The following is a 26977-nucleotide window of genomic DNA, read 5'->3' as shown; positions in this document are numbered from 1 at the left end:
CTACGCCCCGTCGGTCCGACGCAGCGACTCCAGCACCTGCGGGATGATCTGGTACACGTTGCCGCAGCCGAGCGTGACGACCACGTCGCCCGCGCGCGCGACCGAGGCCGTGTAGTCGGCGGCCTGCTGCCAGTCCGCCACGAAGTGCACGCGCGAGGGGTCGTGGAACGCACCGCTCACGAGTTCACCGGTGACACCGGGAACCGGATCCTCCCTGGCGCCGTAGACGTCGAGCATCACGGTGTGGTCGGCCAGCTGCTCGAGCACATCGGCGAACTCCTGATACATGTGCTGCGTGCGGGAGTACGTGTGCGGCTGCTGGATCGCGATCAGTCGGCCGTCGCCGGCGAGAGTGCGCATCGCCTCCAGCGCCGCCCTGACCTCGGTCGGGTGATGCGAGTAGTCGTCGTACACCGTGACGCCGCGCTCTTCCCCGTGGCGTTCGAGCCGACGCACGGTCCCCGCGAAGCCCTCCATCGCGTGCACCGCGTCGGCGAACGGAAAGCCGAGCGCGACGAGCACCGCGACGGCACCGGTCGCATTGATCGCGTTGTGGGCCCCAGGGACGGCGAGCTGCATGCGCACCTGCTCCCCCGCGTACACCAGAGTCGCCGCGACCGGTCCGTCCGTGACGATGTCGGTCAGGCGCACATCCGCGTCCTCCGCCTCACCGAACGTGAGCACGTGGGGGTGCGACAGCCCCGCCCCGACCCGCAGCGCACCGGGGTCGTCGCTGGAGATCACGACGGCTTCCGAGGCCGCGTCGGCGAACCGCACGAACGCGTCGTGGAACGCCTCGTCCGACCCGTAGTGGTCCAGGTGATCGGGGTCGACGTTCGTGATGAGCGCGACCGCGGTGTCGTACAGCAGGAACGTGCCGTCCGACTCGTCGGCCTCGATCACGAACAGGTCACCGCTCCCGGTGGCGCTGGACACTCCGAGCTGCTCGATCACGCCGCCGTTGACGAAGTGCGGTTCCGCCCCGAGCTCGCGCAGCGCGGTCACGATCATCCCGGTCGAGGTGGTCTTGCCGTGGGCCCCCGCGACCGACACCAGACGTCGCGATCCGATCAGCCAGTGCAGCGCCTGCGAGCGGTGGATGACGTGGAGACCGCGCTCCTTCGCCGTCACGAACTCCGGGTTCTCCGGCCAGATGGCACCGGTGTGCACCACGGTGTCGGCGTCGCCCAGGTGCGCGGCGTCGTGACCGACGTGCACGGTCGCGCCCGCGGCGGCGAGGGCACGCAGGTTGTCGCTGTCGGCGCGGTCGCTTCCGGACACCCGGATGCCGGCGTCGAGGAACATCTTGGCGAGCCCGCTCATGCCGGAGCCGCCGATGCCGATGAAGTGCGCGGAGGTGATCGTCTCGGGAAGGGGGAGGGAGAGGTCGGGTCTGATCATGTCCGCTTCAGTCTACTTTTCGTTCCGGTCGGGACGCCGGAGTCACGCCGCACCGAGGGCACGGTCGATCAGCTGGATCACGTTCTCCGTACCGTTCCTGGTACCGACGTTCTCCGCGGCCGCCGCCATGCGCGCGATGCGCTCGGGATCGCCGAGCAGGGGCACGACGAGCCGCCGCACCGCGTCGCCGTCGAAGGTGGCGTCGTCGAGCAGCTCGGCTGCTCCCGCTGCCACCGCCGAGCCGGCGTTGAGCCGCTGCTCGCCGTTGCCCACCGAGTACGGGACGTAGAGCGCGGGAATGCCCAGAGCACTGACCTCGCTCACGGTGGCCGAACCCGACCGCGACACGATCAGATCGGCCAGCGCGAACGCGAGGTCCATGCGGTCCACGTAGCGGCGCATCGTATAGCCAGGCACGCGGGGATCCTCGAGGTCGCTGCGCTCCCCCGTCACGTGCAGCAGCTGCCACCCGGCGTCGAGGATGTCGCGCCAGGAATCGGCGATCGCGTCGTTCAGCCGCTGGGCTCCGAGGGAACCGCCGAACACGAGCAGGACGGGTCGTGCGGGGTCGAGGCCGAAGTGCTCCGCCGCCTCGGCACGCGTCGCGGCACGGTCGAGCGCGATCACCTCACGTCGCAGCGGCATGCCGACGACCTCGCCACGGCGAAGCGGTGTGCCCTCGAACGCGACGCCCACCCCTGCGGCAGCCCGGGCGCCGAGCACATTCGCGAGACCCGGCTTGGCGTTCGCCTCGTGCACCACGAACGGCACCCGTTCGCGGCGCGCCGCCACGTACGCGGGAGCCGAGGCGTACCCGCCGAAGCCGACCACCACGTCGATGCGGTGACGGCGGATGTGCTGACGCACCTGAGCGATCGCACGACGGAAGCGACCGGGAAACGCCGCTGCCTGCGCGTTCGGACGCCGCGGGAACGGCACCTTGTCGACGATCAGCAGCTCGTACCCGCGCTCCGGCACCAGCCGCGACTCCAGGCCTTCGGCCGTCCCGAGCACCAGGACCGTGGCCTCGGGGTCACGCTCGCGCAACGCATCGGCGACCGCGAGCAGCGGGTTGACATGGCCGGCGGTGCCACCGCCGGCGAGAAGATACGAGGTCACCGAGCGACCCTACCCCGCGCACCTGACTGCTTCTCCGAGACGGGGATCGTCCGGGCGAAGGCGAGCAGCACACCGCAGGCCACGAGCACCGCGAACAGCGCCGTCCCGCCCTGCGACATGAACGGCAGCGGCACGCCCATCACGGGGAAGACACCGATCACCACACCGATGTTCAGCACCGCCTGGCCCACGATCCACACCGTGATGCCGCCCGCGGCGACCCGAATGAAGGGGTCCGGCGTCTTGCGGATGATGTGGAACGCGCCGACCGTGAAGAACGTGAACAGCGCCAGCACCACGATGCAGCCGATCAGGCCGAGCTCCTCGCCGACGATCGCGAAGATGAAGTCGTTGCCCGCAGCGGGCAGCCAGCCGTACTTCTCCTGCGAGTTGCCCAGGCCGAGCCCGAAGATGCCGCCAGAGGCCATGCCCCAGATGCCATGGATCGACTGGTAGCAGTCGGTGTAGTAGAGCGCCATGTCGTCGCACGTCGCGGTAATGCGCCGCATCCGATCCTCGCTGGACAGTGCGTACGCGAGCACCGCGACCACGCCGAGGATCATCGGGATGATGAAGAGCCGGAGCTTGACGCCCGAGAAGAACAGACAGCCGAGCAGGATCAGGACCATCACCATCGCGGTGCCCAGGTCCTTGCCCGCCAGCACGGTCCCGATCGCGAGAGCGCCCACCGGCACGACCGGAATGAACACGTGGTGCCAGGTGCCCAGCATGGTCTGCTTGCGCAGCAGCACCGCGGCGATCCACAGGGCCAGCGCGAGCTTGAGGAACTCGGACGGCTGCATCTGGAACCCGGCGATCTGGATCCAGTTCCGGTTGCCGCCGTCCGCGATGCCCAGAGGCGTGAACACCAGCAGCTGCAGGGCAACCGCCCCGAACAGCGCGGGCCAGGCCATGCGCTTCAGGAAGGCGATCGGCAGACGGCTGATGAGGAACATCAGCGGGATGCCCAGCAGGGCGAAGACGCCCTGGCGCAGCACGCCGTCCATCGGGTTCTGGTCGTTCGCGACGGCGGTCGCGCTGGTGGCCGACAGCACCATCACCAGGCCGAAGATCGTGAGGAGCAGCGCGGTCGACGCGATCAGGAGGAACTCGGTCGACACCGGCGTGAACCGGCGCCCCAGAGACACCCGGGCCGCGAGGCCGCCCGACTCAGAGCGCGGAGGGCGAGCCACCTGCGTCATCGGCGCTCCCCCGCTCGATCCACTCACGTACCGCCTCGGCGAAGCGGCGGCCACGTTCCGCATAGCCGGAGAACTGGTCGAAGGACGCCGCGGCCGGGGCCAACAGCACGGTGCCCCCGTCTTCGACGATCCCCGCGGCGATCTCCACCACGCGGTTCATGACCTGTCCAGTGTCGCCAGCGTCGACCTCGAACACCGGCACCGCCGGCGCGTGTCGCCCGAATGCCGCCACGACATCGCCGCGCTCCACACCGATCACGACCGCCGCGCGTGCGGACGCCCCGGCATCGGCCACGAGCTCGGAGATGTCCACACCCTTCAGATCACCGCCAACGACCCACACCGCTCCGGGGTACGCCCGCAGCGAGGAGGCTGCCGCGTGCGGGTTCGTCGCCTTGGAATCGTCGACCCAGGTGATGCCGGCGTGGCGCGCGACCACCTGGATGCGGTGAGCGTCGAGGTGGAAGCCCTGCAGGGCCGAGTGGATCGCCTCCGGCTCGACGCCGAGCGACCGGGCGAGTGCGCTGGCGGCGAGGATGTTCTGCACGATGTGCGGCGCCGAGAGTCCAGCGGACTCGAGCTCGGCGACGGTGGTGAGCTCGAGGGCGCTGCGGGCGCGGTCGTCGAGGAACGCCCGGTCGACGAGCAGCCCCTCCACCACGCCGAGGTCGCTCGGGCCGGGGATGCCCAGGTCGAAGCCGATCGCGCGGGCGCCATCGACGACCTCGGCCTCCTCGACCATGCGGCGCGTGGCCACGTCGGCCTTGTTGTAGACGCAGGCCACGCGCGTGTTGCGATACACCAGGGCCTTCGCGTCGCGGTAGGCCTCCGCGCTGCCGTGCCACACGAGGTGATCGTCGGCGAGGTTCAGACACACGGCGGAGTACGGGAACAGCTCCCCCTCCGGCTGCGACAACCCGAGATACCAGAGCTGATGACTCGACAGCTCCACCACGAGCACGTCGAAGCCGGCCGGGTCGCGCACCGCGTCGAGCACGGGCACCCCGATGTTGCCGCACGGGGCCGCACGCAGGCCGCCCTCGACCAGCAGGGTCGCGGTGAGCTGCGTGGTCGTGGTCTTGCCGTTGGTGCCGGTGATGAGCACCCAGTCGGCCGGGGTCCCGTCGGCGCGGAGTACCTTGTCCCGCACTCGCCACGCGAGCTCGACGTCCCCCCAGAGCGCGATGCCGGCGTCCTGCGCCCAGCGGATCACGGGGTGCGACGGCGAGAAGCCCGGCGACGCGATCACCACCTCCGGCTCGAACGCGCGCAGGGCCTCCGGCACCTCGGCGAGCGACCCCAGCTCGAGGGCCGCGCCGATCACGGGCAGCAGGCGCGCGTACTCCTCGTCCGCCGACTCGCTGAGCACGAGCACTTCGGCGCCCAGCTCCGCCAGGGTGTCCGCGACCGAGAAGCCGGTCATCGACAGTCCGAGCACGGCGACGCGCAGCCCCGACCAGTCCGCGTTCCAGCTGGTCAGTCCGGCCAGACGCTCAGCCGACACGGGTCAGCCACTCCACGTAGAACAGTCCGATCGCCGAGACCGCGAGCAGGCCGGCGATGATCCACATGCGCACGACGATCGTGACCTCCGACCAGCCGCGCATCTCGAGGTGGTGGTGGAACGGGCTCATGAGGAACAGCCGCTTGCCGCGCGTGACCTTGAAGTACGCCCGCTGCAGGATGACCGAGCCGGACGAGAGGACGAAGACGCCCGCGATCACGAGGAGCAGCAGCTCGGTGCGCGTCAGGATCGCCATCGCGGTCACGACGCCGCCGATCGCCATCGAGCCCACGTCGCCCATGAACACCTTCGCCTTCGGGGCGTTCCACCACAGGAAGCCGATGAGGCTCGCGGCGAACGAGGCCGAGATGATCGCCAGGTTGAAGGGGTCGCGCACCTCGTAGCATCCGCCGAGCGCGCCGGGGTCGCCGCCGATGCAGGGCTGCTTGAACTGCCAGAAGGCGATCACGCTGTAGGCGCCGACGACGAGCACGCCGGCACCGGCCGCGAGCCCGTCGAGGCCGTCGGTGAGGTTGACGCTGTTGGACGTGGCCACGCCGATGATCGCGATCCACGCCAGGTACAGGATCCAGCCGAGGACCACACCGAAGGCGAAGAGGTTGAGCCAGGTGATGTCGCGGAACAGCGAGATCGAGGCGCTCGCGGGCGTCTGACCCCAGCGGTTCGGGAAGTTCAACGCCACGATGCCGAACGGGATGACGACCAGGAGCTGGCCGATCACCTTCCGCCACCCGGAGAGGCCGAGGCTGCGCTGGCTGCGCACCTTCATGTAGTCGTCGATGAAGCCCACCGCGCCGAAGCCCACCATGAGCCAGATCACCAGGATCGCCGACAGCGCGGGCGTCTCCCCGCTCACCAGGACGCCCGTGAAGTAGCCGACGATGGAGCCGAGGATGAAGATCACGCCGCCCATGGTCGGGGTCCCGCGCTTGGCCTCGTGGCTGGGGTTGTGCACGGACTCGGGGGTGCGGATGACCTGCCCCCAGCCCCACTTCCGGAAGAGCCGGAGGAAGACGGGGGTCAGGAACAGGGTGAAGGCGAGCGAGATCGCCGCCGCCATGATGAGTGACCTCACGAGAACAATTCTCCCAGACGATCGCCGAGATGCCGCAGGCCCACGGAGTTGGATGACTTCACCAGCACGCGGTCGCCATCGCGCAGCTCCGTGCGCAGGTACTCGAACGCCGCATCCTGGTCGGGCAGATGCACGGCCTCGCTGTCCCAGGAGCCTTCGCCGACCGCGGCCAGGTAGAGGCGGCGCGCCTCAGGGCCCACCACCACGATGCGGCGGATGTTGAGACGCACCGCGAGCAGACCGATGCGGTCGTGTTCCTCGCCCGCGCTGTCGCCCAGCTCGCTCATGGCCCCCAGGACGGCGACCGTGCGCTCGTCCGGGCCGGTGATCTGCGCGAGCGTGCGCAGAGCGGCGGCCATCGAGTCGGGGCTCGCGTTGTAGGCGTCGTTGATGATGCGCACGCGATCGTTGCCCATCGGCTGCATGCGCCATCGCTCGGCGATCTCGACGGTCTCCAGGCGGGCGATCGCATCGGCCGGAGCCACGCCGAGCTGCACGGCCGCGGTGAGGGCGGCCAGCGCGTTGGTCACGTGGTGAGCGCCGAGCACGCGGAGCCGCAGCGGGCGGCGCTCCCCCGCGACCTCGATCGTGCAGGTCGTCCCGGAGGCGGACACGACGATGTCGTGGGCGCGAACCTCGGCCGCGTCGGACTGACCGAAGCCGACGACGCGAAGGCCGCGGTGCTCGGCGAGCTCGCGCATCGCCCACACCCGGGGGTCGTCCGCGTTGAGCACGGCGGTGCCCGGAACCCGCGCCGCCGACACGAGCTCGGACTTCGCCTTGGCCGTGGCCTCGATGCCGCCGAAGCCGCCCGCGTGCGCGAGCCCCACCATGAGCACGACGACGAGGTCGGGTTCGACGAGTCCGGCGAGGCGGGCGATGCTCCCCGGGCCGGCCGCCCCGAACTCGCTCACGAGGTACCGGGTGTCGTGGGTCACGCGGAGCATCGTGACGGGGGCACCGACCTCGTTGTTGAAGGAGTTGATCGGGGCGACGGTCTCCCCCTCGTCGGCGAGGATGCGTGCGAGGAAGTTCTTGGTCGTGGTCTTGCCGTTGGACCCGGTGATGCCGACGATACGCAGCCCACCGCCCGCGCGCACGCGGCCCACGACCTCGCGCGCCAGCTCGCCGAGGGCGACCACGGCGTCGGAGACGACGATCTGGCTGACGGGCACGTCGACCGGATGCTCCACGATCGCGAGCACGGCACCGGCCTCGACCGCCGCACCGACGAAACGGTGTCCATCGGTCTCCGCGCCGGGCTTCGCCACGAAGATCGATCCCGGCCGCATGGTGCGCGAGTCGGTGTCGACCAGGCCGTCGACGACGGTCTCGGGGGTGTGCTCTCCGGCCACACGCAGATCACCGCCGACAGCGGCGGTGATCTCAGCGAGCGTCAGGGCGATCATGTCATCTCCATGCGCGGCTCTCGCCGACTATCCGAACTTGGGGAGGAGCGCGTCCATCGGGACAGAGGACGGCATCACGCGATAGGTCTTCATCACCTGCGTCATCGCCTTCTGGAAGGCGGATGCGGTGGCCGCGGACGATACAACCTTAGTCGGCTCGTCGAGAGTGACCACGACGACGTACTGCGGATCGTCGACCGGAGCGAAGCCCACCATGCTCGTGTAGTACACGCCGGCCTTGTATCCGCCGTTGCCGTCGGAGACCTGTGCGGTACCCGTCTTGCTCGTCACGCGGTAGCCGGGAACCTGGATGCGATCGGCGTTGCCGCCCTGGACCGCGACGTTCTCGAGCATGCGGGTGAGGTCGGCCGCGGTCTGCGGTGCGACGATCTGCTCGTGCTCGGGCTTCTTCACCTCGGAGACCGTGCCGTCCGCACCGGTGCAGGACTCGACCAGCGACAGGTCGATCTTCTCGCCGCCGTTCGCGATCGCCTGGTATGCGCCGGCGAGCTGCGGCGCGGTGACGGTGAAGTACTGGCCGAACGTGGTCGTGTACAGCGACTGGCTGTCCCAGTCGGAGACGGGGTGCAGCAGGCCGGACACCTCGGACGGGAAGTCGAGCGTCTTCTGGCCGACGCCGAACCGCTGCAGGTAGTCGTAGCGCACTTCGGGCGACACCATGGTGCCGAACTTGGACAGTGCGACGTTCGACGAGTCGATCAGGCCGCCCGCGAGCGTGTAGTTGTAGGCCGGGTGCGAGAAGGCGTCGTTGATGACGGCACCGTTCGGGAACGTCTCGCGCGACGAGGCGGTCACCGTGCTCAGGGGCGTGAGACCCGCGCCCTCGATCGCGGCCGCGGCGGTGATCGCCTTGAACGTGGATCCCGGCTCGAAGTCTCGGTGGAAGATCTGGCTGTAGCGCGTCTCGGGCGTGGAGGAGTCGAGGTCGTTGGGGTCCATCGCCGGCCACTCGGCCGCAGCGCGGATCTTGCCCGTCGCCACCTCGACGACCGTCACGGTGCCGCCCTTGGCGCCCTGCTTCTGCGCCTCCTCGCCGATCATCTGCTGGAGGTACCACTGCAGGTCGCTGTTGATCGTGAGCTGCACGGTGCCGCCGTCCACGGCGTCGACGACCTTCTCGCTGCCCGGGATGACGACGCCGTCCTTGCCCTTGCGGTACGTCTCCTCACCGTCGACCGGCGCGAGGCACGTCTCCTCGAGCTGCTCGACGCCGGCCTTCGCCTCCCCCGTGTTGTCGAGGAAGCCGAGGATGTTCCCGGCGACCGCACCGTTCGGGTAGACCCGCGTCTCCCGCGGCTTGAGCGACAGGTAGGAGCCGATGCCGAGGTCGCGCAGGGCTATGTACTGCTCAGTGTTCAGGCCCTTCTTGAGCGGCGCGTACTGGCTGTTCGGGTTCTCGGCGAGGGCGTTGGAGACCAGCGCCCGCACCTCCTCGCCGGTCTGACCGGTGATCGCGGCGATCTTGTCCGAGGCCTCGGCCCACGGCAGCTTCGGGTTCTTCTCCTCGACGAGCATGATCACCTGCGGGCTCAGCTGGGCGTCGTAGACCATGACGCTCGATGCGAGCACGGTGCCCCCGGAGTCGACGATCGAGCCGCGCTGGCCGGGGATGGCGGAACCCGCCCCGATGTGCTCGAGCGACTGCGAGACGTGCTCGTCGGCGCTCACGACCTGGATGTCGACGAGGCGGACGACGAACGCCACCAGGACCGAGAGGATGACCGCCAGAGCGACGACAGTGCGTCGCCGCGGTCCGCGCGTGGCTCGTGTCGTCATGGGATCTCTCCGTGGTCGTTGCGATCAGTGGGTGGTGGGGCTGGGGAGGCCGTCGGTGATGGCCGGCGGAAGATCCTGCGCGGGCGGCGCGACGCCGTCCTCGCCCTGCGCGGTCTGCTCCGCGGGCGGCGCGTTCTCGGTGATCAGCACGTTCCCGACGGCCGCCGCGCCGTTCGGGTCGACGGTCGAGGTCCAGTCGGCTCCCGACCCCGTGCCGAAGACCGCGCCGTCGCTGAGCCGGAGGTACGAGGGGGAACCGGCGACGACCATCCCGAGGGCGGCCGCGCTGCTGGCGAGCACCTGCGGCGAGCTCAGACCGGTGAGCTCCTCCTGCAGGGCATGCGTGTGCAGATCCAGCTCGCGCTGCTGGGACGACAGTCCCGCGAGGGTGAACGAGTCCTGCGTGATCGCGAGGGACAGTCCGACCTGGGCCGCGCCGATGGCGAGGGCGCCGGCGAGGGCCACGAGCGCATAGGCCAGCTTCGGCTTGCGGCGGACCGCGGGGGTGGTGACCGGCTGCAGTCGCCGCTTCGGTGCGCGCTGCGGCGCCTCGGAGGGCAGCGGACGGGCCGCCGTGCGTACTGCGTTCATGCTCATGCGCTCTCCCGCACCTTCTCAGCGGCGCGCAGGCGCACCGGGATCGCCCGCGGGTTGCGGGCGCGCTCTTCGTCGTCGGCGAGCTCCGCGCCCTTGGTCAGGACGCGGAAGCGGGGGGCGTGCTCCGGGAGCTCGACCGGCAGCCCCGCCGGGGCCGTGGACGCGGACGCGGCCGCGAACGCCTGCTTGACCAGGCGGTCTTCCAGCGACTGGTACGACATCACGACGATGCGGCCGCCGACCGCGAGGGCGTCCATCGCGGCCGGGATCGCGTCGGCGAGCACGTTCAGCTCCGCATTGACCTCGATCCGGAGCGCCTGGAAGACCCGCTTGGCGGGGTGTCCAGCGCGCTGGGCGGCCGCGGGCGTGGCAGCGACGAGGATGTCGACGAGTTCGCCCGACCGCAGGATCGGCTGCTTCTGCCGTGCCTCGATGATGAATCGGGCGTAGCGGCCAGCGAGCTTCTCCTCGCCGTAGCGCTCGAAGATGCGCCGCAGGTTGCCCTCGCTGTAGGTGGCGATGACGTCGGCGGCGGTGATGCCCTTCGTCTGGTCCATCCGCATGTCCAGCGGAGCGTCCTTGGCGTACGCGAAACCGCGCTCGGCCTCGTCGAGTTGCAGCGAGGAGACCCCGAGGTCGAACAGGATGCCCGCGGCGCCCTGAGCGTGCAGGCCGATCTCGTCGTAGACGGCGTGCACCAGGGTGAGGCGATCGCGGAACCGGGCGAGCCGCTCACCCGCGATCCGCAGCGCGTCGGTGTCGCGGTCGAGCCCGATCAGGCGGATGCCGGGGAACCGCTCCAGCAGCGCCTCCGAGTGTCCCCCCATTCCGAGGGTCGCGTCGACCAGCACGGCGCCGTCCTCCTGCAGGGCGGGCGCGAGCAGCTCGACGCAGCGGTCGAGCAGGACGGGGGTGTGGATGTCGCGGAGGCTCATGATCTCTCTCGGGTCCGACCTTCGGCTCTGATCCCCCTCCGCTTCGCGACCCGGCACCGGGGAAGTGTGTCGGGGCGGGAGCGGCGGGGCATCACAGCCGTGGTCAGAACAGTCCCGGAATCACCTCCTGCTCCAGTTCGGCGTATGACTCCTCACCAGCGGCGAGGTAGGCGTTCCAGCTCTCGGCGTCCCAGATCTCGGCGTGAGCACCGACTCCGGTCACGATGAGCTCCTTCTGAAGACCGGCGTACTGACGCAGGTGGGCGGGGATGGTGATGCGGTTCTGGCTGTCGGGCATCTCCGCGCTTGCTCCGGAGAGGAACAGGCGCATGAAGTCACGTGCCTGCTTGTTCGCGAGCGGCGCCTGACGGATCCGCTCGTGCATCGCCTCGAACTCGGCCGTGCTGAAGACGTAGAGGCAGCGCTCCTGACCGCGGGTGACGACGATGCCGCCACCCAGGTCCTCGCGGAACTTCGCGGGAAGGATGACCCGTCCCTTGTCGTCCAGCTTCGGTGAGTGCGTGCCCAGCAGCATCGGCCTTCACCCCCTCTCCGTCCGGCCAACTCGAGGTGCGCCCCACTTTACTCCACTTTGCTCCACTTTCCTATGAGGAATGCCCGTAGATTCTGCTCGAAGGGCTCCGGGCGCGCCAGAGAACCGCGTGATTATGCGGTGGAGCGGGGTGGAGCGTCAGTGGAGGGCCGTGGAGGCCTAGTGGAGGAAAGAGTCCACACACGGAAAAAGCCCGGATGCAGAGCATCCGGGCTTCTCAGAGAAGGTGAGGCGGGTCACCGTCCGTCTTGGCGGCGATCCCAGCGATCGTTCATGCGATCCATGAAGGAGGAGGAGTCCTGTCGCTTCGCGGTCGAGCGCTGACGCGGCTCGGCCGGCGCCGAGCGACGCACGGGGGTGACCGCGAGCATGACGCCGGCAAGCATGGCCGCGAACCCGATGACCCCGACCACCACACCCCAGACATCGCCGAGGATGACACCGACGACGAGACCGCCGACGCCCGCGAGCAGCAGGAGCGCCCCGTAGACGAGGTTGCGATAGCTGAGTGCGCGGTCACCGGACGGCGCACTCACCACATCGGCGTCATTGTGAAGGAGATGGCGTTCCATCTCGTCGAGCAGACGTTGCTCCTGTTCGGAGAGTGGCATCTCGTCCCCCTCGGGTATGGTGCACTCCAGTCTACGCTCGACGGGCGTCCGGGGCCAGCGTCAGGCCCCTCCCTTCCTTTACGTATGCTGGGAGTCGTGCCGTCAGCCTCTCCCGTCCCCGACGCCGTCGCCGCCCGACTGGACGGCTTCCTCGCACGCATGCGGGAGGAGTCATCGGCCTACGGGCCGGATGCGGGCGCGTTCCTCGACATGGCGGCGAGCACGCTAGCCGGTGGCAAGCGACTGCGCGCCCGCTTCTGTCATGCCGGGTGGCGTGCCGTCGCCCGTTTCCACGAGCGCACGGCCACCGAGGACGACCGCCTGTGGGATCTGTGCGCGGCCCTCGAGATCTTCCAATCCGCCGCCCTCGTGCACGACGACCTGATCGACAATTCCGACACCAGGCGCGGTCGCCCCGCGGCCCATCGCGCCCTCGAGGCGTCCCACCGCGGCGCCCGCTGGAGCGGAGACGCGGAGGCTTTCGGTCGCGCGGCGGCCGTTCTGCTCGGCGACCTCCTGGTGGCGTGGAGCGACGACCTCCTCGAAGCCGCCCTCGACGGCCACCCGCACGCGAGCGCCGTGCGCGGGGAGTACGCCCGCATGCGACGCGATGTGACCACGGGCCAGTTCCTGGACATCGCAGAGGAGTCCGCCTGGAGCGTCAATCCGGCGGAGGAGCACGCGGAACGCGCGTTGCGCATCGCCTCGCTCAAGTCGGCCAGGTACAGCATCGAGCAGCCGCTCGTCCTCGGTGCCGCCTTCGCCGGCGCAGACCACGAGCAGCTCGCCGCGCTGCGGCGCTTCGGTCACCCGGTCGGGATGGCGTTCCAACTCCGAGACGACGTGCTGGGCGTCTTCGGCGACAGCACCGTGACGGGCAAGCCGGCCGGCGACGATCTGCGAGAGGGCAAGCGGACGGTTCTGGTCGCGCTGACCCGCGAGGCGCTCGACGCGCCCGCACGCACCATCCTCGATGAGCTGCTCGGCGACCCGGCGCTGAGTGCGCAGCAGGTGGCCGCTCTGCAGTCGACCATCGCGGACTCCGGCGCGCTCGCACGGGTGGAGGACATGATCTCCGCGTACGCCCACGAGGCGGACAGGGCGCTGACCGGAGCTCCGCTCGACAACGCCGCCGTGGGCGAGCTCCGCGACCTCGGGCGAGCCGCGACGGTGCGCTCTGCCTGAAGCCCGCTCAGGCCAGGGTGCGCGCGAGTCGGCGGACCTCGCTCTTGTGGCCGGCCAGCAGCGACGCGATGGGCGAACGGCCGAGGCTCTCCTCCTCCGCCAGAAGCCAGTCGATGAGCTCGTCATCGCTGAAGCCCGCATCCTGCAGCACGATGACCGTGCCGCGCAGCGAACTCAGCGGGTGCCCGTCGACGATGAACACGGACGGCACGGCGAAGACACCGGTACGACGCGATCCGACCAGGTGATGGTCGTCGATCAGTCGACGCACCCGTCCCAGCGGCTCACCGAGGACCTCGACGAGGTCGGGCAGCGTCAACCACTCGACGGGGGCGGCTTCGGGTGAGGCGGCAACGTTCTCAGACACGATGCCCACTATCTCACCTCGGCGTCCCTGACGCATTTCAGCACTCGCGTCACACTGTTCACATGTGTCACTTCTGTTGACATCTCTATACATCCGTGTCAGCGTGAAGTGCTCGAAAAGGGGGCCCGTCGTGAACCTTCAGACCGCTGCTCGCCGCGCTCGAACCCTGCAGCTGGGGCTGCCCGCCGCGATCGCCGGCGCTCTCGCCGCAACGCTGACAGCCGCGCCGGCCGTCGCCGTGACCGACGCCTCGGTCGCGCCGCTCGAACGGCAGCGCACCGCTCCCCCGCGCGGCGTGCCCGCCCAGGTGGCGCCGGCGACCTATGTCGTCCAGCCGGGCGACACCGTGGCGGCGATCGCCGGTCGCTTCGGGCTGCGCACGGTCGATGTCCTGACCTGGAACGGCCTGTCTTGGCGCTCCGTGATCTACCCGGGGCAGACGCTCGTGCTCCATCCTGCCGCCGCTCCGGCGCCTGCTCCGGCACCCGCGCCCGCACCGGCCGCCACCACCGTGCACGCCGTCGTCGCGGGAGACACGGTCTACGCCATCGCGCAGCGCTACGGCACGAGCGTCGATGCGGTCCTGTCCGCGAACGGGCTCACCCGCGCCTCGATCATCTACCCGGGGCAGAGCCTCGCCATCGGCGCGCCCGCGGCTGCGCCCGCCGCGGCACCCGCTCCCGCTCCGGCTCCGGCTCCGGCTCCGGCGCCCGCTCCCGCGGCGACGACGCACACGGTCGCTGCCGGTGACACGCTGTACGGGATCGCCCAGTCCTACGGCACCACGACGCAGGCTCTCTTCGCACTGAACGGTCTCGGGCCGTCGTCGATCATCTACCCCGGGCAGAAGATCGCCGTGCAGGCGGCCGCCGCTCCTGCGCCGGCCACAGCCCCGGCGGCCGCTCCCGCACCGGGAGGTCAGCTCAGCGCCGCTCTCACCGCGGAGCAGGCCGGCACCGCCGCCCTCATCATCCGCATCGGTCGCGAGTTCGGCGTGTCCGATCGCGCCATCGCGACGGCGCTCGCGACCGGCATGGTCGAGTCCGGGCTGCGCAACCTGGACTGGGGCGATCGGGATTCGCTCGGCATCTTCCAGCAGCGCCCGAGCACCGGGTGGGGCACGCCGGAGCAGATCATGGACGCCGACCGCAGCACCCGCGTGTTCTATGGCGGCCCGAGCGATCCGAACGGCACGGTCACCCGAGGCCTGCTCGACATCCCCGGGTGGGAGAGCCTGTCGTTCACCGCGGCAGCGCAGGCCGTGCAGATCTCCGCCTACCCCGACAAGTACGGGCAGTGGGAGACTCAGGCCTACGCCTGGCTCGCGCTGTACGGCTGAGATGTCCGGGGAATACGGGGTCCAGGGGTGAGGCGCTCCCGGGGCTTTCAGGCAATCCTCCCTAGAATTCTGACGTGACGACCAATCAGCAGGCCGACCCCCTCATCGGGCGGCTCGTCGACGGTCGGTACCGAGTCCGAGCTCGAATCGCGCGCGGCGGGATGGCCACGGTATACGTCGCCACGGACCTCCGCCTCGAACGCCGCATCGCCCTCAAGGTCATGCACGCGCACCTCAGCGACGACTCCGCGTTCCAGAGCCGCTTCATCCAGGAGGCGCGCGCCGCGGCACGACTGGCCGATCCGCACGTCGTGAACGTCTTCGACCAGGGCCAGGACGGCGAGCTCGCCTACCTGGTGATGGAGTACCTGCCCGGCATCACCCTGCGCGAACTCCTCCGGGAGCAGAAACGCCTCACGGTCGCGCAGACCATCACGATCATGGATGCCGTGCTCGCCGGGCTCTCCGCGGCGCACCGTGCCGGGATCGTGCACCGCGACGTGAAGCCCGAGAACGTGCTGCTCGCCGAGGACGGCCGCATCAAGATCGGCGACTTCGGACTGGCCCGCGCGACGACCGCGAACACCGCGACCGGACAGCAGCTCCTCGGCACCATCGCCTACCTCGCGCCGGAGCTCGTCACCCGCGGAACGGCCGACGCACGCAGCGACATCTATGCGCTCGGCATCATGCTGTACGAGATGCTCGTGGGCGAGCAGCCCTACAAGGGCGAGCAGCCGATGCAGATCGCGTTCCAGCACGCCACGGAGTCGGTGCCGCGCCCCAGCGTGCGCAATCCCGCCGTTCCCGAGCAGCTGGACGAGCTCGTGCTGTGGGCGACCGAGAAGTCGCCGGACGAGCGGCCGGACGATGCACAGCAGATGCTCGAGCGCCTTCGCGACATCGAGCGCGAGCTCGGCATCTCCCCCGCGGTGACCAGGGCGACCGTTCCCCCGCAGAGCGCCGCCGACTCGGGCGACCTGACCAAGGTGATGCCGGGCACGATGGTGATCCCCGACGCTGTCGCGCCCACCGCCGGCACGGTCGACAACGCCACGATCCTGCGGCGCCGTGCGTCCAAGCGCCGCGCCCGCGGAGCCTTCCTCCTGTCTCTCGTGCTGCTGCTGGCCGTGCTCGCCGGCGGCGTCGGCTGGTGGTTCGGCTCCGGCCCCGGCTCGCTCATCGCCGTACCCGCCGTCGCGGGTCAGACGTACGACCAGGCCGCCGCCGAGCTCACCGATGCCGGATTCGTGCCGACGCAGCGCGATGAGTTCTCGGTCGATGTCGACAAGGGCACCGTGATCGAGACCGATCCGGGCGAGGGCTCACGCCTCGACAAGGGGGCGACGGTCGCGGTCGTCGTCTCCGCCGGACCCGCGTCGCACGACATCGCCGCCGTGGCCGGGGTGCCTGCCGACGAGGTGCGCGCGGCCCTGGAGGGGGCGAACCTGGAGATCACCGACGACGAGGAGTACTTCACCGACGTCGCCGACGGCTCGGTCATCAACGTGCGCATCACCCCCCGCGCGGGTGGCGACGCCTACGGCTGCGACGAGGGCTGCACGGTCTTCGAGAAGGACACCGCCACCATCCAGATCTCGCGCGGCCCCGTGCCGGATGTGAGCGACATGACCGTGAGCCAGGCGACCGACGCCCTCACCAGCAAGGGCCTCAAGGTCAACGCCGAGAGCCAGTACCAGCCCAGCGACACGATCGGGAAGGACCGCGTCATCGGTATCGCCGAGCGCGGCGAGGAGGGGTCCTGGCGTCCGGGCGAGACCGTGCAGCTCATCGTCTCCCAGGGTCCGCCGCTCTTCGACGTCCCCGACGTGTCCGGGCTCTCCCGCGACGAGGCGACGAAGGCACTGCGTGACGCCGGCTTCAAGTGGGTGTACACGAGCGGCACCGGTCTCCCGGACTCGGTGTGGGATCTGCTGGCCAATCAGAACACGCGCGTCGAGTCGTACAGTCCGACGGACCCGCAGCGGAAGGGCGCGACGATCACGCTCACGATGGGCTTCGCCGGCTGAGTCGGCGCATGACGAAGGGGCCGGAACGATGTTCCGGCCCCTTCGTCATGCAGTGTCCGCGGCGTCAGCGCTTCTCGAGCTCCTCGGCCACGAGGAACGCCAGCTCCAGGGACTGCATGTGGTTCAGGCGCGGGTCGCACAGGCTCTCGTAACGCGTCGCGAGGGCGGCCTCGTCGATCTGCTCCGAGCCGCCGAGGCACTCGGTCACGTCGTCGCCCGTGAGCTCGACGTGGATGCCGCCCGGGAACGTGCCCACGGAGCGGTGCGCCTCGAAGAACCCACGCACCTCGTCGACCACGTCATCGAAGCGCCGCGTCTTGTATCCCGTGGGCGTCGTGATGCCGTTGCCGTGCATGGGGTCGGTGACCCACAGCGGCTGCGCGCCGGACTCGCGGACCGCCTCGAGCAGCGGAGGCAGCGCATCGCGGATCTTGCCGGCACCCATGCGCGTGATGAAGGTCAGTCGTCCGGGCTCGCGCTCGGGGTCGAGCTTGTCGATCAGCGCGAGAGCCGTCTCCGGCGTCGTCGTCGGGCCGAGCTTGACGCCGATCGGGTTGCGGATCTTCGAGAAGTAGTCGACGTGCGCGCCGTCGAGCTCGCGCGTGCGCTCCCCGATCCACAGGAAGTGGGCGGACGTGTTGTACGGGGTGTCCGTGCGCGAGTCGATGCGCGTCATCGGCCGCTCGTAATCCATCAGGAGGCCCTCGTGGCCGGTGAAGAACTCGACGCGCTTCAGCTCGTCGAAGTCGGCGCCCGCAGCCTCCATGAACTTGATGGCCCGGTCGATCTCGGCGGCCATGCGCTCGTAGCGCTGGTTGGCCGGGTTCTGCGCGAACCCCTTGTTCCACGAGTGCACCTCGCGCAGATCGGCGAAACCACCCTGCGTGAACGCGCGGATCAGGTTCAGCGTCGACGCGGCCGTGTGGTAGCCCTGCAGCAGACGACCGGGGTCGGCCTGGCGCGAGCCCTCCGTGAAGTCGTAGCCGTTGACGATGTCGCCACGGTACGCCGGCAGAGTGACCTCGCCACGGGTCTCGGTGTCGCTCGAGCGCGGCTTGGCGAACTGCCCGGCCATGCGCCCCATCTTCACGATCGGCATCGACGCCCCGTAGGTGAGCACCACCGCCATCTGCAGCACCGTCTTGATGCGGTTGCGGATCTGCTCCGCGGTCGCGCCCGCGAAGGTCTCGGCGCAGTCGCCGCCCTGGAGCAGGAAAGCCTGGCCGGAGGCGGCACGCGCGAGGCGGTCGCGAAGATTGTCGACCTCGCCCGCGAAGACCAGCGGCGGGAGAGCGGCAATCTGCCGGGAGACGTCGGCGACGCGGTCGGCGTCCGGCCACTGCGGCTGCTGCTTGATGGGAAGCGAGCGCCAGGCATCAAGGGCATCGATGTGGTGCGGGAGCATGCGTCAAGCCTACTGGTCGGCGACGGTGCCGAGATGCGCTGCGGAGGCTATGTGACGCGGGTGGGCAGGCGGTCCTTTACGGTCGAAGCGTAGACGTCTTCGTACTCCTGCTGACCCAGTCGCTGCAGCGCCACCATGATCTCGTCGGTGACGGAGCGCAGGATGTAGCGGTCGTTCTCCATGCCCGCGTAGCGAGAGAAGTCGAGGGGCTCGCCGATCACGATCCCGACCCGCATGATGCGGGGAATGCGTCGACCGATCGGCATCGCGGTGTCGGTGTCGACCATGATCACGGGGACCACGGGGACCTTCGCCTCGAGCGCCATCCGCGCGATGCCGGTGCGTCCGCGGTAGAGCTTGCCGTCGGGGCTGCGCGTCCCCTCCGGATAGATGCCGAGCAGCTCGCCGCCGCCGAGCACCTGCAGTCCCGTGTTGAGCGAAGCCTCCGAGGCCTTGCCGCCCGAGCGGTCGATGGGCAGCTGTCCTGTCGCCTTCATGAAGAACTTCGTCGACCAGCCCTTGAGGCCGCGACCGGTGAAGTAGTCGCTCTTGGCGAGGAACGACATCGGCCGATCGATCACGAGGGGAAGGAAGATGGAGTCGGCGAACGAGAGGTGATTGCTGGCGAGGATCGCCGCACCGCTCGCGGGCACGTTCTTCCGGCCCACGATCCAGGGGCGGAACACCGCCTTGACCACGGGGCCGATCACGACGTACTTCATCAGCCAGTAGAACATCGAGGTGAAGTCTAGCGCCGCTCCGGTGTCCGCCCCAGCCCCGCTCGCACAGGCCGTGCGCGACTCAGTTTCACCCTGAGCGCGACCGGGTGCCATGCCCTAGACTCGGACCAACGCCCGTGCCCGACCGGTACCGAAGGAGCTGCCGTGGTCCAGTTTGAAGTCCCCGCGATCGTCCCCGCCGATCCCGACGCGAACGTCGCCGACCTTCTCGCGGAGCGCGTGCGCGCCACGCCCGACCGCCCCCTCTTCTCCGTCCCCCAGGGCGACGGGTGGCGCGACATCTCGGCCGCCGACTTCCAGACCGCGGTCATCGCCCTGGCGAAGGGCTTCGCGGCCGCCGGCATCCAGCCCGGCGAGAAGGTCGGCTTCCTCGCCAGGACGACCTACGAGTGGACGCTGGTCGACTTCGCCCTGTTCTACGCGGGCGCGGTGATGGTCCCCATCTACGAGACCAGCTCCCCCTCCCAGATCCAGTGGATCCTGGAGGACTCCGGTGCGATCGCGCTCATCGTCGAGTCTCCCGAGCACTTCGCACGCGTCGACGAGGTGCGCAGCGACCTCCCCCTGCTGCGCGAGGTCTGGCAGCTGCACCTCGGCGCGATCGACACCCTCACCGCGCAGGGAGCGTCCGTCTCCGACGAGGAGATCGACCGCCGCCGCAACCTCGCCGTCGCCTCGGACATCGCCACCCTCATCTACACCTCCGGCTCGACCGGGCGCCCCAAGGGGTGTGTGCTCACGCACAGCAACTTCGTCGAGCTGTCCCGCAACGCCGCGAAGGCTCTCGACGAGGTCGTGCAGACGCCCGGCTCCTCCACGCTGCTGTTCATCACCACCGCGCACGTGTTCGCACGCTTCATCTCGATCCTCAACATCCACGCCGGCGTGCGCACGGGTCATCAGCCGGACACGCGCCAGCTGCTGCCGGCACTCGGCTCGTTCAAGCCCACGTTCCTCCTCGCCGTCCCGCGCGTGTTCGAGAAGGTCTACAACTCGGCGGAGCAGAAGGCCGAAGCGGGCGGCAAGGGCAAGATCTTCCGCGCAGCCGCCGACGTCGCGATCGAGCACTCGCGCCTCCTCGAAGAGGGCAAGAAGATCCCGTTCGGCATGAAGCTCAAGTTCGCGCTCTTCAACAAGCTGGTCTACAGCAAGCTGCGCGAGGCCATGGGCGGCAACGTGGTCTACGCGGTGTCGGGCTCGGCTCCCCTCGGCGCCCGCCTCGGCCACTTCTTCCACAGCCTCGGCGTCGTCATCCTCGAGGGCTACGGCCTCACCGAGACCACGGCACCGGCCACCGTGAACCTCGCGGACAAGTCCAAGATCGGCACCGTCGGCCCCGCCCTTCCCGGCGTTGGCATCCGGCTCGCGGACGACGGCGAGATCGAGGTCCGCGGCATCAACGTCTTCAAGGAGTACTGGAACAACCCCGAGGCCACCGCCGAAGCCTTCAGCGAGGGCGGCTGGTTCCACACCGGCGACATCGGCAGCTTCGACTCCGAGGGCTTCCTCACCATCACCGGCCGGAAGAAGGAGATCATCGTCACCGCCGGCGGCAAGAACGTCGCACCCGCCGCACTCGAGGATCCCATCCGCGCGAACCCGATCGTCGGCCAGGTGGTCGTCGTCGGCGATCAGCGCCCGTTCATCTCCGCGCTCGTGACCCTCGACCCCGAGATGCTGCCCACCTGGCTCGCCAACAACGGACTGGACGAGAAGATGTCGCTCGCCGACGCCTCCACCAACCCGGCGGTGCGCGCCGAGGTGCAGCGCGCGGTGGACGCGGCCAACCAGCGGGTCTCGCGGGCCGAGTCGATCCGCAAGTTCACGATCCTCGACTCGGAGTGGACGGAGGCTTCCGGCCACCTCACCCCGAAGCTCTCCATCAAGCGCAACGTCATCATGAACGACTTCGCCGACGAGATCTCCGCGATCTACGACGAGCCGGTCGCCACCACCAACGTCGCCATCGGCGGCTGAGCGGCACCTCAGACGAAGAAGGGCCCCGCCGCGGCGGGGCCCTTCTTCATGCGGTTAGAACCAGGAGCTCTCACGCACCTGCCGCATCGCGACCTTGCGCGTCTCCGGGTCGAGCCGGGTGAGGAAGAGCTTGCCGTCGAGGTGGTCCGTCTCGTGCTGGAGCGCTTGGGCCAACAGCCCTTCGCCCTCGAGCACCACAGGCTGCCCGTCGAGATCGATGCCCTCGACCCTGGCCCACGGATGGCGCTGCGCGTCGTGCCACAAGCCCGGCACGGACAGGCACCCCTCCCCCGTGGGCTGGGGTTCCCCGCGGACCTCGGTCAGCACGGGATTGAGGACGTAGCCGATGTCGCCGTCGATGTTGTAGCTGAACGCCCGGACGGCGACGCCGATCTGGTTCGCGGCCACACCGGCCCGTCCGGGGAGCGCGACCGTGTCGACGAGGTCGGCCACCAGGGCGCGGACGCCGTCGTCGATCTCATCGATCGGAGCGCACGCCGTTCGCAGGACCGGGTCGCCGAAGATGCGGATCTCGCGGACGGCCATCAGGCGGCCTTCGCCCGCAGGCCCTCGACGAGCAGGGCGGCGAGCTCCCGCGCAGCCGTGCGGGTCTCCGGCTGCAGGTTCGCGAACACGATGCTCCCTCCGCCTGCGATCTGCGGGTCGTACGGGACCCGCACCACGCTGCGCACCCGGGTGGCGAAGTGGGCCTGCAGCTCGTTGAGGCGCACGAGCGGGCTGCCCGGCGTGGACTGGTTGAGCACCACGATCGCGTTGCGCGCCTGCTCGGTGTAGCCGTTGGTCTCCAGCCACGTGAGCGTCTCGGACGCGAGGCGTGCCTCGTCGACGCTGAGACCCGACACGATCACGAGCTGATCGGCGAGATCGAGCGTGGCCGACATCACCGAGTGCACGATGCCGGTGCCGGTGTCGGTGAGGACGAGCGAGTAGTAGTGCGCGGCGACCGCGGCGACATCGCGGTAGTCGGTGTCGCTGAAGGCCTCGGCCACGTGGGGGTCGGCGTCGGACGCGAGCACGTCGAGCCTGGTCGCGTCACGAGCCACGATCGCGGAGATGTCGTGGTAGCCGCGCACCTCGTCACGGATACGGACGAGATCGCGCACGGACTTGCCGTGCTGCGGACGGACGACCCGGTCGGCGAGGGTGCCGCGATCCGGGTTCGCGTCCACGGCGATCACGCGGTCCTCGCGGGCATCGGCGAGAGCCATACCGAGAAGCGCGGTGATGGTGGTCTTGCCCACGCCGCCCTTGCGGGACAGTACGGGGATGAAGCGCGCACCGCCCGTCAGCGGCGCGCCGATGCGCGCCGTGAGCGCCTTGCGTTCGCGGGCCCGTCGGCTGTCACCGATGTTGATCCGTCGACCGGACACCGTATAGAGGAAGTGGCTCCAGCCGCCCTCCGGCTCGGGCTTGGTGACGTGGTGCGGGTCGAGCAGACGGTCGGCCGTCAGCAGATCGGCGGACTCACGCGCGGACTCGCTGAGCTCCCCGAGGCGCTTCGAGGCGAGGGTGACCTCGGCGGCGGGTGCGGGCTGCACCGGCGACGGGGTGACGGATCGGCTGTCGGACGTGGACATCCGTGGCTCCTTCCGGGGCGATGGACCTGGCGAGACGGAGGACGGGGAGGCAGCAGCCCCCGCATCCGCACCAGCCTTCGCGAGGAAGCGGGCGGCGGCCGCCTCCTCCTCGGCGTGCGGGGAGGAGACGTCGTCCGAGCCGGGCTCGTCGCCCGCGGACGAGTCGTCGAGCACGATCGCCTCCCGCACCGCATCGGTCTCGGACCCGGCGGGTCGCTGAGCCCCCTCGTCGATCGCGGCTTTCACGATCGGCTTCTCCGGCGCCGGGGCGGGCGGCGGCGTATCGGACGACGCCGGCGACGCCGTCGTCGCCTCTTCCACCGGCGGGGTCACGGGCGTCGAGCTGATCGTGATCGCCGCAGCGGCGATCGGGACAGGGGCGCCCTCGACCGCGACGTCGTCGATGATGAGGTCCCCCACCACCTCGCCGTCCACGACACCGTCATCGACGAGGTCGTCGTCCTCCTCGATCGGCAGCGTCACCCGCACCTGGGCGGTCCCGCCGAGGATGCCGATGCCCGCCGTGTCGATCGACCCGGTGTCGTCCAGCACCCCCAGCGGATTCTCGTCGGGGTCGCCTGTCTTCTTCGTGGTCACGTGTCACTCCAAGCCTGTGCGGGGCCTCGGGTGCGCAACGCAGTGCGCGGCCTCGCCCGCACAAGATTAGTGCGACGGACGGATGACGACCAAAAGATCACCCGCGTCGACCTGCTGGGTCTCGGCGATGGCAAGCCGCTCGATCACGCCGTCGACGGGGGCGGTGATGGCCGCCTCCATCTTCATCGCCTCGATCGATGCCACCGGTTCCCCGGCCCTGACGGCCGCACCGACCTCGACCTTGAGCGTGACCACTCCGGAGAACGGTGCCGCGACCTGACCGGGGACGGACGTGTCGGCCTTCTCCACCTCGTGCGCGTCGACCGCCACGGAGCGGTCGCGGACGAACACCGGACGGAGCTGACCGTTCAGCGTCGTCATCACGGTGCGCATGCCTCTGTCGTCGGCGTCGCCGATCGCCTCGAGCCCGACGTACAGCTGCACACCGCGGTCGATCTCGATCAGGTGCTCCTGCCCGGGAACGAGCCCGTACAGGTAGTCGCTCGTGTCGAGCACGGACAGATCGCCGAACAGCTCGCGGCGCTCACGGAATTCGGCGGTCGGCGCCGGGAACAGCAGCGTGTTCAGTCGCGAACGGCGCTGCTCGCTCGATCCGGCGAGATCCGCCTCGTCCTCGGCGGTGAGGGCCGTCAGCCCCGCACGCACCGATCGCCCGGCGAGCACCTTGGAACGGAACGGCTCGGGCCACCCGCCCGGCAGGTCACCGAGCTCGCCTGCCATGAAGCCGACGACGGATTCCGGCACGTCGTACTTCTCCGGGTTCGCTTCGAAGTCGGCGGGATCGGCCTTCACCGCGGCGAGATGCAGAGCGAGATCTCCGACGACCTTCGAGGAGGGTGTCACCTTCGGCACGCGTCCGAGGATCCGGTCGGCGGCGGCGTACATGTCCTCGATGAGCTCGAAGTCGTCCGCCAGCCCCAGAGCCTTCGCCTGCTGTCGCAGGTTCGACAGCTGACCGCCCGGGATCTCGTGGTGGTAGACCCGCCCCGTGGGTCCCGGCAGCCCGGACTCGAACGGCGCATACTGCCGCCGCACGGCCTCCCAGTACGGCTCGAGGTCGGACACCGCCGCGAGCGACAGCCCGCTGTCGCGCTCGGTGTGCGCGAGCGCGGCCACCAGCGACGACAGCGACGGCTGGCTCGTGGTTCCCGACAGCGGTGCGGAAGCCGCATCGACCGCATCGACGCCCGCCGCGCTGGCCGCGAGGAGCGTCGCCAGCTGCCCGCCCGGGGTGTCGTGGGTGTGCAGGTGCACGGGGAGGTCGAACCGATCGCGCAGCGCCGTCACGAGCTTCGCCGCGGCCGCCGGTCGCAGCAGGCCCGCCATGTCCTTGATCGCGAGGATGTGGGCACCCGCGGCGACGATCTGATCCGCCAGGCCGAGGTAGTAGTCGAGGGTGTAGAGCTCCTCCGCCGGGTCGAGCAGGTCGCCGGTGTAGCACAGCGCGACCTCCGCGACGGCCGTGCCCGTGCTGCGTACCGCCTCGATCGCCGGACGCATCTGCTCGACGTCGTTCAGGGCGTCGAAGATGCGGAAGATGTCGACGCCGCTCGCCGCCGCCTCCGCCACGAACGCCTGTGTCACCGCGGTCGGGTACGGGGTGTAGCCGACCGTGTTGCGTCCTCGCAACAGCATCTGGATCGCCACGTTGGGCAGGGCGGCACGCAGCTTGTCGAGGCGCTCCCACGGGTCTTCGCCGAGGAACCGCAGCGCGACGTCGTAGGTCGCACCGCCCCAGGCCTCGACCGACAGCAGCTCGGGCGTGAGCCGGGCGAGGTAGGGCGCCGCGGCGACCAGGTCCTTCGTGCGCACCCGGGTGGCCAGCAGCGACTGGTGCGCGTCACGGAAGGTGGTGTCGGTGATCGCGAGCGCCGTCTGTGCACGGAGGCTGCGGGCGAACCCCTCGGGGCCGAGGTCGAGCAGACGCTGTCTCGACCCGGACGGCGGCGTCGCGGCGAGGTCGATCACGGGGAGCTTCGTCACCGGGTCGACGACCCCGGGATGCGCGCCGTGCGGCTTGTTGACCGTGACGTCGACGAGCCAGTTGAGGATCTTGGTGCCACGGTCCTTCGACACGCGTCCGCGCAGGAGCTCGGGGCGCTCGTCGATGAAGGAGGTACTGACGTCACCACGCACGAACGCGGCGTCGTCGAGCAGCGCCTGCAGGAACGGGATGTTGGTCGACACCCCGCGGATGCGGAACTCCGCGAGCGCGCGACGGGCACGGGCCACCGCCGCGGGGAAGTCGCGGCCGCGGCAGGTGAGCTTCGCCAGCATCGAGTCGAAGTGCGGGCTGATCTGCGCGCCCTGGTGCACGGTTCCCCCGTCGAGCCGGATCCCCGCGCCACCGGGCGAACGGTAGGTGGTGATCTTCCCGGTGTCGGGACGGAAGCCCTGCGTCGGGTCCTCCGTCGTGATGCGGCACTGGAGCGCCGCACCGCGCAGGTGCAGGTTCTCCTGCTGCAGACCGAGCTCGGCCAGGGTCTGGCCGGCGGCGATGCGCAGCTGGCTCTGCACGAGGTCGACGTCGGTGACCTCCTCCGTCACGGTGTGCTCGACCTGGATGCGCGGGTTCATCTCGATGAACACGACCTCCCCGGCCCGCTCCCCCGCGGTCTCCAGAAGGAACTCGACGGTGCCGGCGTTCTCATAACCGATCGAGCGCGCGAAGGCCACGGCGTACCCGTGCAGAGCGTGGCGGACGTCGTCGTCGAGGTTCGGCGCGGGGGCGATCTCGACGACCTTCTGATGGCGTCGCTGCACCGAGCAGTCGCGCTCGAACAGATGCACGGTCTCGCCCGTCTTGTCGGCCAGGATCTGCACCTCGATGTGGCGCGGGCGCACGACGGCCTGCTCCAGGAACATTCGTGGGTCACCGAAGGCACTGCCGGCCTCGCGCATCGCCTCCGCCAGTGCCGGAGCGAGGTCGCCGAGGGTCTCGACGCGCCGCATGCCACGACCGCCGCCGCCAGCCACCGCCTTGGCGAACAGCGGGAACCCGATGTCCTCCGCCTGCGCGACCAGGGCGTCGACGTCGTCGGAGGCCTCCGTCGATCGGAGCACCGGCACCCCGGCCTCGATCGCATGGCGCTTGGCCTCGACCTTGTTGCCGGCCATCTCCAGGACCTTCGCGGGCGGTCCGATGAAGACGATGCCGTTCGCGGCGGCCTTCTCCGCGAGTTCCGGGTTCTCGGACAGGAAGCCATAACCCGGGTAGATCGCGTCGGCGCCCGACTCACGGGCGACGCGGATGATCTCGTCGACGCCCAGGTAGGCGCGGACGGGGTGGCCGCGTTCACCGATCTCGTACGCCTCGTCGGCCTTCAGCCGGTGCACCGAACCGCGGTCTTCATGGGGGAAGACCGCGACAGTGCGGGCCCCGACCTCCACTGCCGCTCGGAATGCCCGGATCGCGATCTCGCCGCGATTCGCCACAAGGATCTTCTGGAACATGCACACCTCTGAGAGCTCGATGCGCGGCGTCGACGCACGCG

The 26977-nt window shown here is 69.9% G+C and carries 21 protein-coding genes; 4 read left to right on the top strand and 17 right to left on the bottom strand.

The window, feature by feature from the left end; genetic code table 11:
• From murC to KZC56_RS14830, 11 genes are all read right to left on the bottom strand, one after another.
• Nucleotides 1-1401: a UDP-N-acetylmuramate--L-alanine ligase gene (murC, locus tag KZC56_RS14880; RefSeq protein WP_136037291.1), complete on the bottom strand. Its 1401-nt coding sequence runs from the start codon at nt 1399-1401 to the stop codon at nt 1-3.
• 42 nt (nt 1402-1443) lie between these two features.
• Nucleotides 1444-2520 carry a UDP-N-acetylglucosamine--N-acetylmuramyl-(pentapeptide) pyrophosphoryl-undecaprenol N-acetylglucosamine transferase gene (locus tag KZC56_RS14875; protein ID WP_136037290.1) on the bottom strand — a complete coding sequence of 359 codons (1077 nt, stop codon included), beginning with the start codon at nt 2518-2520 and terminating at the stop codon, nt 1444-1446.
• Nucleotides 2517-3722 carry a putative lipid II flippase FtsW gene (gene ftsW, locus KZC56_RS14870; RefSeq protein ID WP_136031320.1) on the bottom strand — a complete coding sequence of 402 codons (1206 nt, stop codon included), beginning with the start codon at nt 3720-3722 and terminating at the stop codon, nt 2517-2519. Before ftsW ends, KZC56_RS14875 begins: the two co-directional genes overlap by 4 nt.
• Nucleotides 3691-5226, bottom strand: a complete 1536-nt coding sequence (murD, locus tag KZC56_RS14865; RefSeq protein WP_247638912.1) for a UDP-N-acetylmuramoyl-L-alanine--D-glutamate ligase — start codon at nt 5224-5226, stop codon at nt 3691-3693. The genes ftsW and murD overlap by 32 nt, the downstream gene beginning before the upstream one ends.
• Nucleotides 5216-6322, bottom strand: coding sequence for a phospho-N-acetylmuramoyl-pentapeptide-transferase (gene mraY, locus KZC56_RS14860; protein WP_136031316.1), 1107 nt, complete (start codon nt 6320-6322; stop codon nt 5216-5218). The genes murD and mraY overlap by 11 nt, the downstream gene beginning before the upstream one ends.
• A complete protein-coding gene (locus KZC56_RS14855) occupies nt 6319-7731 on the bottom strand; it encodes a UDP-N-acetylmuramoyl-tripeptide--D-alanyl-D-alanine ligase (RefSeq protein WP_136037288.1) in 1413 nt (470 codons plus the stop codon). Before KZC56_RS14855 ends, mraY begins: the two co-directional genes overlap by 4 nt.
• A gap of 27 nt (nt 7732-7758) precedes the next feature.
• Nucleotides 7759-9528, bottom strand: coding sequence for a peptidoglycan D,D-transpeptidase FtsI family protein (locus KZC56_RS14850; protein ID WP_136031312.1), 1770 nt, complete (start codon nt 9526-9528; stop codon nt 7759-7761).
• Between the two features lie 24 nt (nt 9529-9552).
• The gene (gene ftsL, locus KZC56_RS14845; protein ID WP_136031310.1) at nt 9553-10125 is read right to left on the bottom strand and encodes a cell division protein FtsL; all 573 of its coding nucleotides are present in this window, start codon (nt 10123-10125) and stop codon (nt 9553-9555) included.
• Nucleotides 10122-11060, bottom strand: a complete 939-nt coding sequence (gene rsmH, locus KZC56_RS14840) for a 16S rRNA (cytosine(1402)-N(4))-methyltransferase RsmH (RefSeq protein ID WP_247638911.1) — start codon at nt 11058-11060, stop codon at nt 10122-10124. The genes ftsL and rsmH overlap by 4 nt, the downstream gene beginning before the upstream one ends.
• Nucleotides 11061-11163: 103 nt before the next feature.
• Entirely contained in the window at nt 11164-11595 is a 432-nt protein-coding gene (gene mraZ, locus KZC56_RS14835) for a division/cell wall cluster transcriptional repressor MraZ (RefSeq protein WP_136031306.1), read from the bottom strand.
• A gap of 254 nt (nt 11596-11849) precedes the next feature.
• Nucleotides 11850-12224: an SCO2097 family morphological protein gene (locus KZC56_RS14830; protein ID WP_136031304.1), complete on the bottom strand. Its 375-nt coding sequence runs from the start codon at nt 12222-12224 to the stop codon at nt 11850-11852.
• A gap of 96 nt (nt 12225-12320) precedes the next feature.
• Between KZC56_RS14830 and KZC56_RS14825 the strand changes: the two genes are divergently transcribed.
• Nucleotides 12321-13409 carry a polyprenyl synthetase family protein gene (locus KZC56_RS14825; protein WP_240745443.1) on the top strand — a complete coding sequence of 363 codons (1089 nt, stop codon included), beginning with the start codon at nt 12321-12323 and terminating at the stop codon, nt 13407-13409.
• A gap of 7 nt (nt 13410-13416) precedes the next feature.
• Here the strand turns inward: KZC56_RS14825 and KZC56_RS14820 are convergent, their stop codons facing one another.
• Nucleotides 13417-13785, bottom strand: coding sequence for an Rv2175c family DNA-binding protein (locus KZC56_RS14820; protein ID WP_205812765.1), 369 nt, complete (start codon nt 13783-13785; stop codon nt 13417-13419).
• 121 nt (nt 13786-13906) lie between these two features.
• On the opposite strand from KZC56_RS14820, the gene KZC56_RS14815 reads away from it, so the two are divergent.
• Together KZC56_RS14815 and pknB are read left to right on the top strand one after the other, a co-directional pair.
• Entirely contained in the window at nt 13907-15115 is a 1209-nt protein-coding gene (locus KZC56_RS14815) for a LysM peptidoglycan-binding domain-containing protein (RefSeq protein ID WP_247638910.1), read from the top strand.
• Nucleotides 15116-15189: 74 nt separating this feature from the next.
• Nucleotides 15190-17145, top strand: a complete 1956-nt coding sequence (gene pknB, locus KZC56_RS14810) for a Stk1 family PASTA domain-containing Ser/Thr kinase (RefSeq protein ID WP_136031296.1) — start codon at nt 15190-15192, stop codon at nt 17143-17145.
• Between the two features lie 64 nt (nt 17146-17209).
• On the opposite strand, the gene KZC56_RS14805 is transcribed toward pknB, so the two are convergent.
• Together KZC56_RS14805 and KZC56_RS14800 are read right to left on the bottom strand one after the other, a co-directional pair.
• Entirely contained in the window at nt 17210-18550 is a 1341-nt protein-coding gene (locus KZC56_RS14805; protein ID WP_136031294.1) for a class II 3-deoxy-7-phosphoheptulonate synthase, read from the bottom strand.
• A 47-nt stretch (nt 18551-18597) separates the two neighbouring features.
• Nucleotides 18598-19287 carry a lysophospholipid acyltransferase family protein gene (locus tag KZC56_RS14800; RefSeq protein WP_136037280.1) on the bottom strand — a complete coding sequence of 230 codons (690 nt, stop codon included), beginning with the start codon at nt 19285-19287 and terminating at the stop codon, nt 18598-18600.
• 147 nt (nt 19288-19434) lie between these two features.
• On the opposite strand from KZC56_RS14800, the gene KZC56_RS14795 reads away from it, so the two are divergent.
• A complete protein-coding gene (locus tag KZC56_RS14795; RefSeq protein WP_136031289.1) occupies nt 19435-21267 on the top strand; it encodes an AMP-dependent synthetase/ligase in 1833 nt (610 codons plus the stop codon).
• A gap of 54 nt (nt 21268-21321) precedes the next feature.
• Here the strand turns inward: KZC56_RS14795 and KZC56_RS14790 are convergent, their stop codons facing one another.
• From KZC56_RS14790 to KZC56_RS14780, 3 genes are all read right to left on the bottom strand, one after another.
• Nucleotides 21322-21813: a peptide deformylase gene (locus KZC56_RS14790; RefSeq protein ID WP_136037278.1), complete on the bottom strand. Its 492-nt coding sequence runs from the start codon at nt 21811-21813 to the stop codon at nt 21322-21324.
• Nucleotides 21813-23462, bottom strand: a complete 1650-nt coding sequence (locus tag KZC56_RS14785) for a MinD/ParA family ATP-binding protein (protein ID WP_247638909.1) — start codon at nt 23460-23462, stop codon at nt 21813-21815. Before KZC56_RS14785 ends, KZC56_RS14790 begins: the two co-directional genes overlap by 1 nt.
• Nucleotides 23463-23528: 66 nt before the next feature.
• Nucleotides 23529-26936, bottom strand: a complete 3408-nt coding sequence (locus tag KZC56_RS14780) for a pyruvate carboxylase (protein ID WP_247638908.1) — start codon at nt 26934-26936, stop codon at nt 23529-23531.
• Nucleotides 26937-26977: the final 41 nt, after the last annotated feature.

It is taken from the genome of Microbacterium sufflavum (assembly GCF_023091155.1).
Lineage (GTDB): Bacteria > Actinomycetota > Actinomycetes > Actinomycetales > Microbacteriaceae > Microbacterium > Microbacterium sufflavum.
The sequence above is the reverse complement of the archived record's forward strand: the minus strand, read 5'-3'. Positions and strand labels throughout refer to the sequence as shown.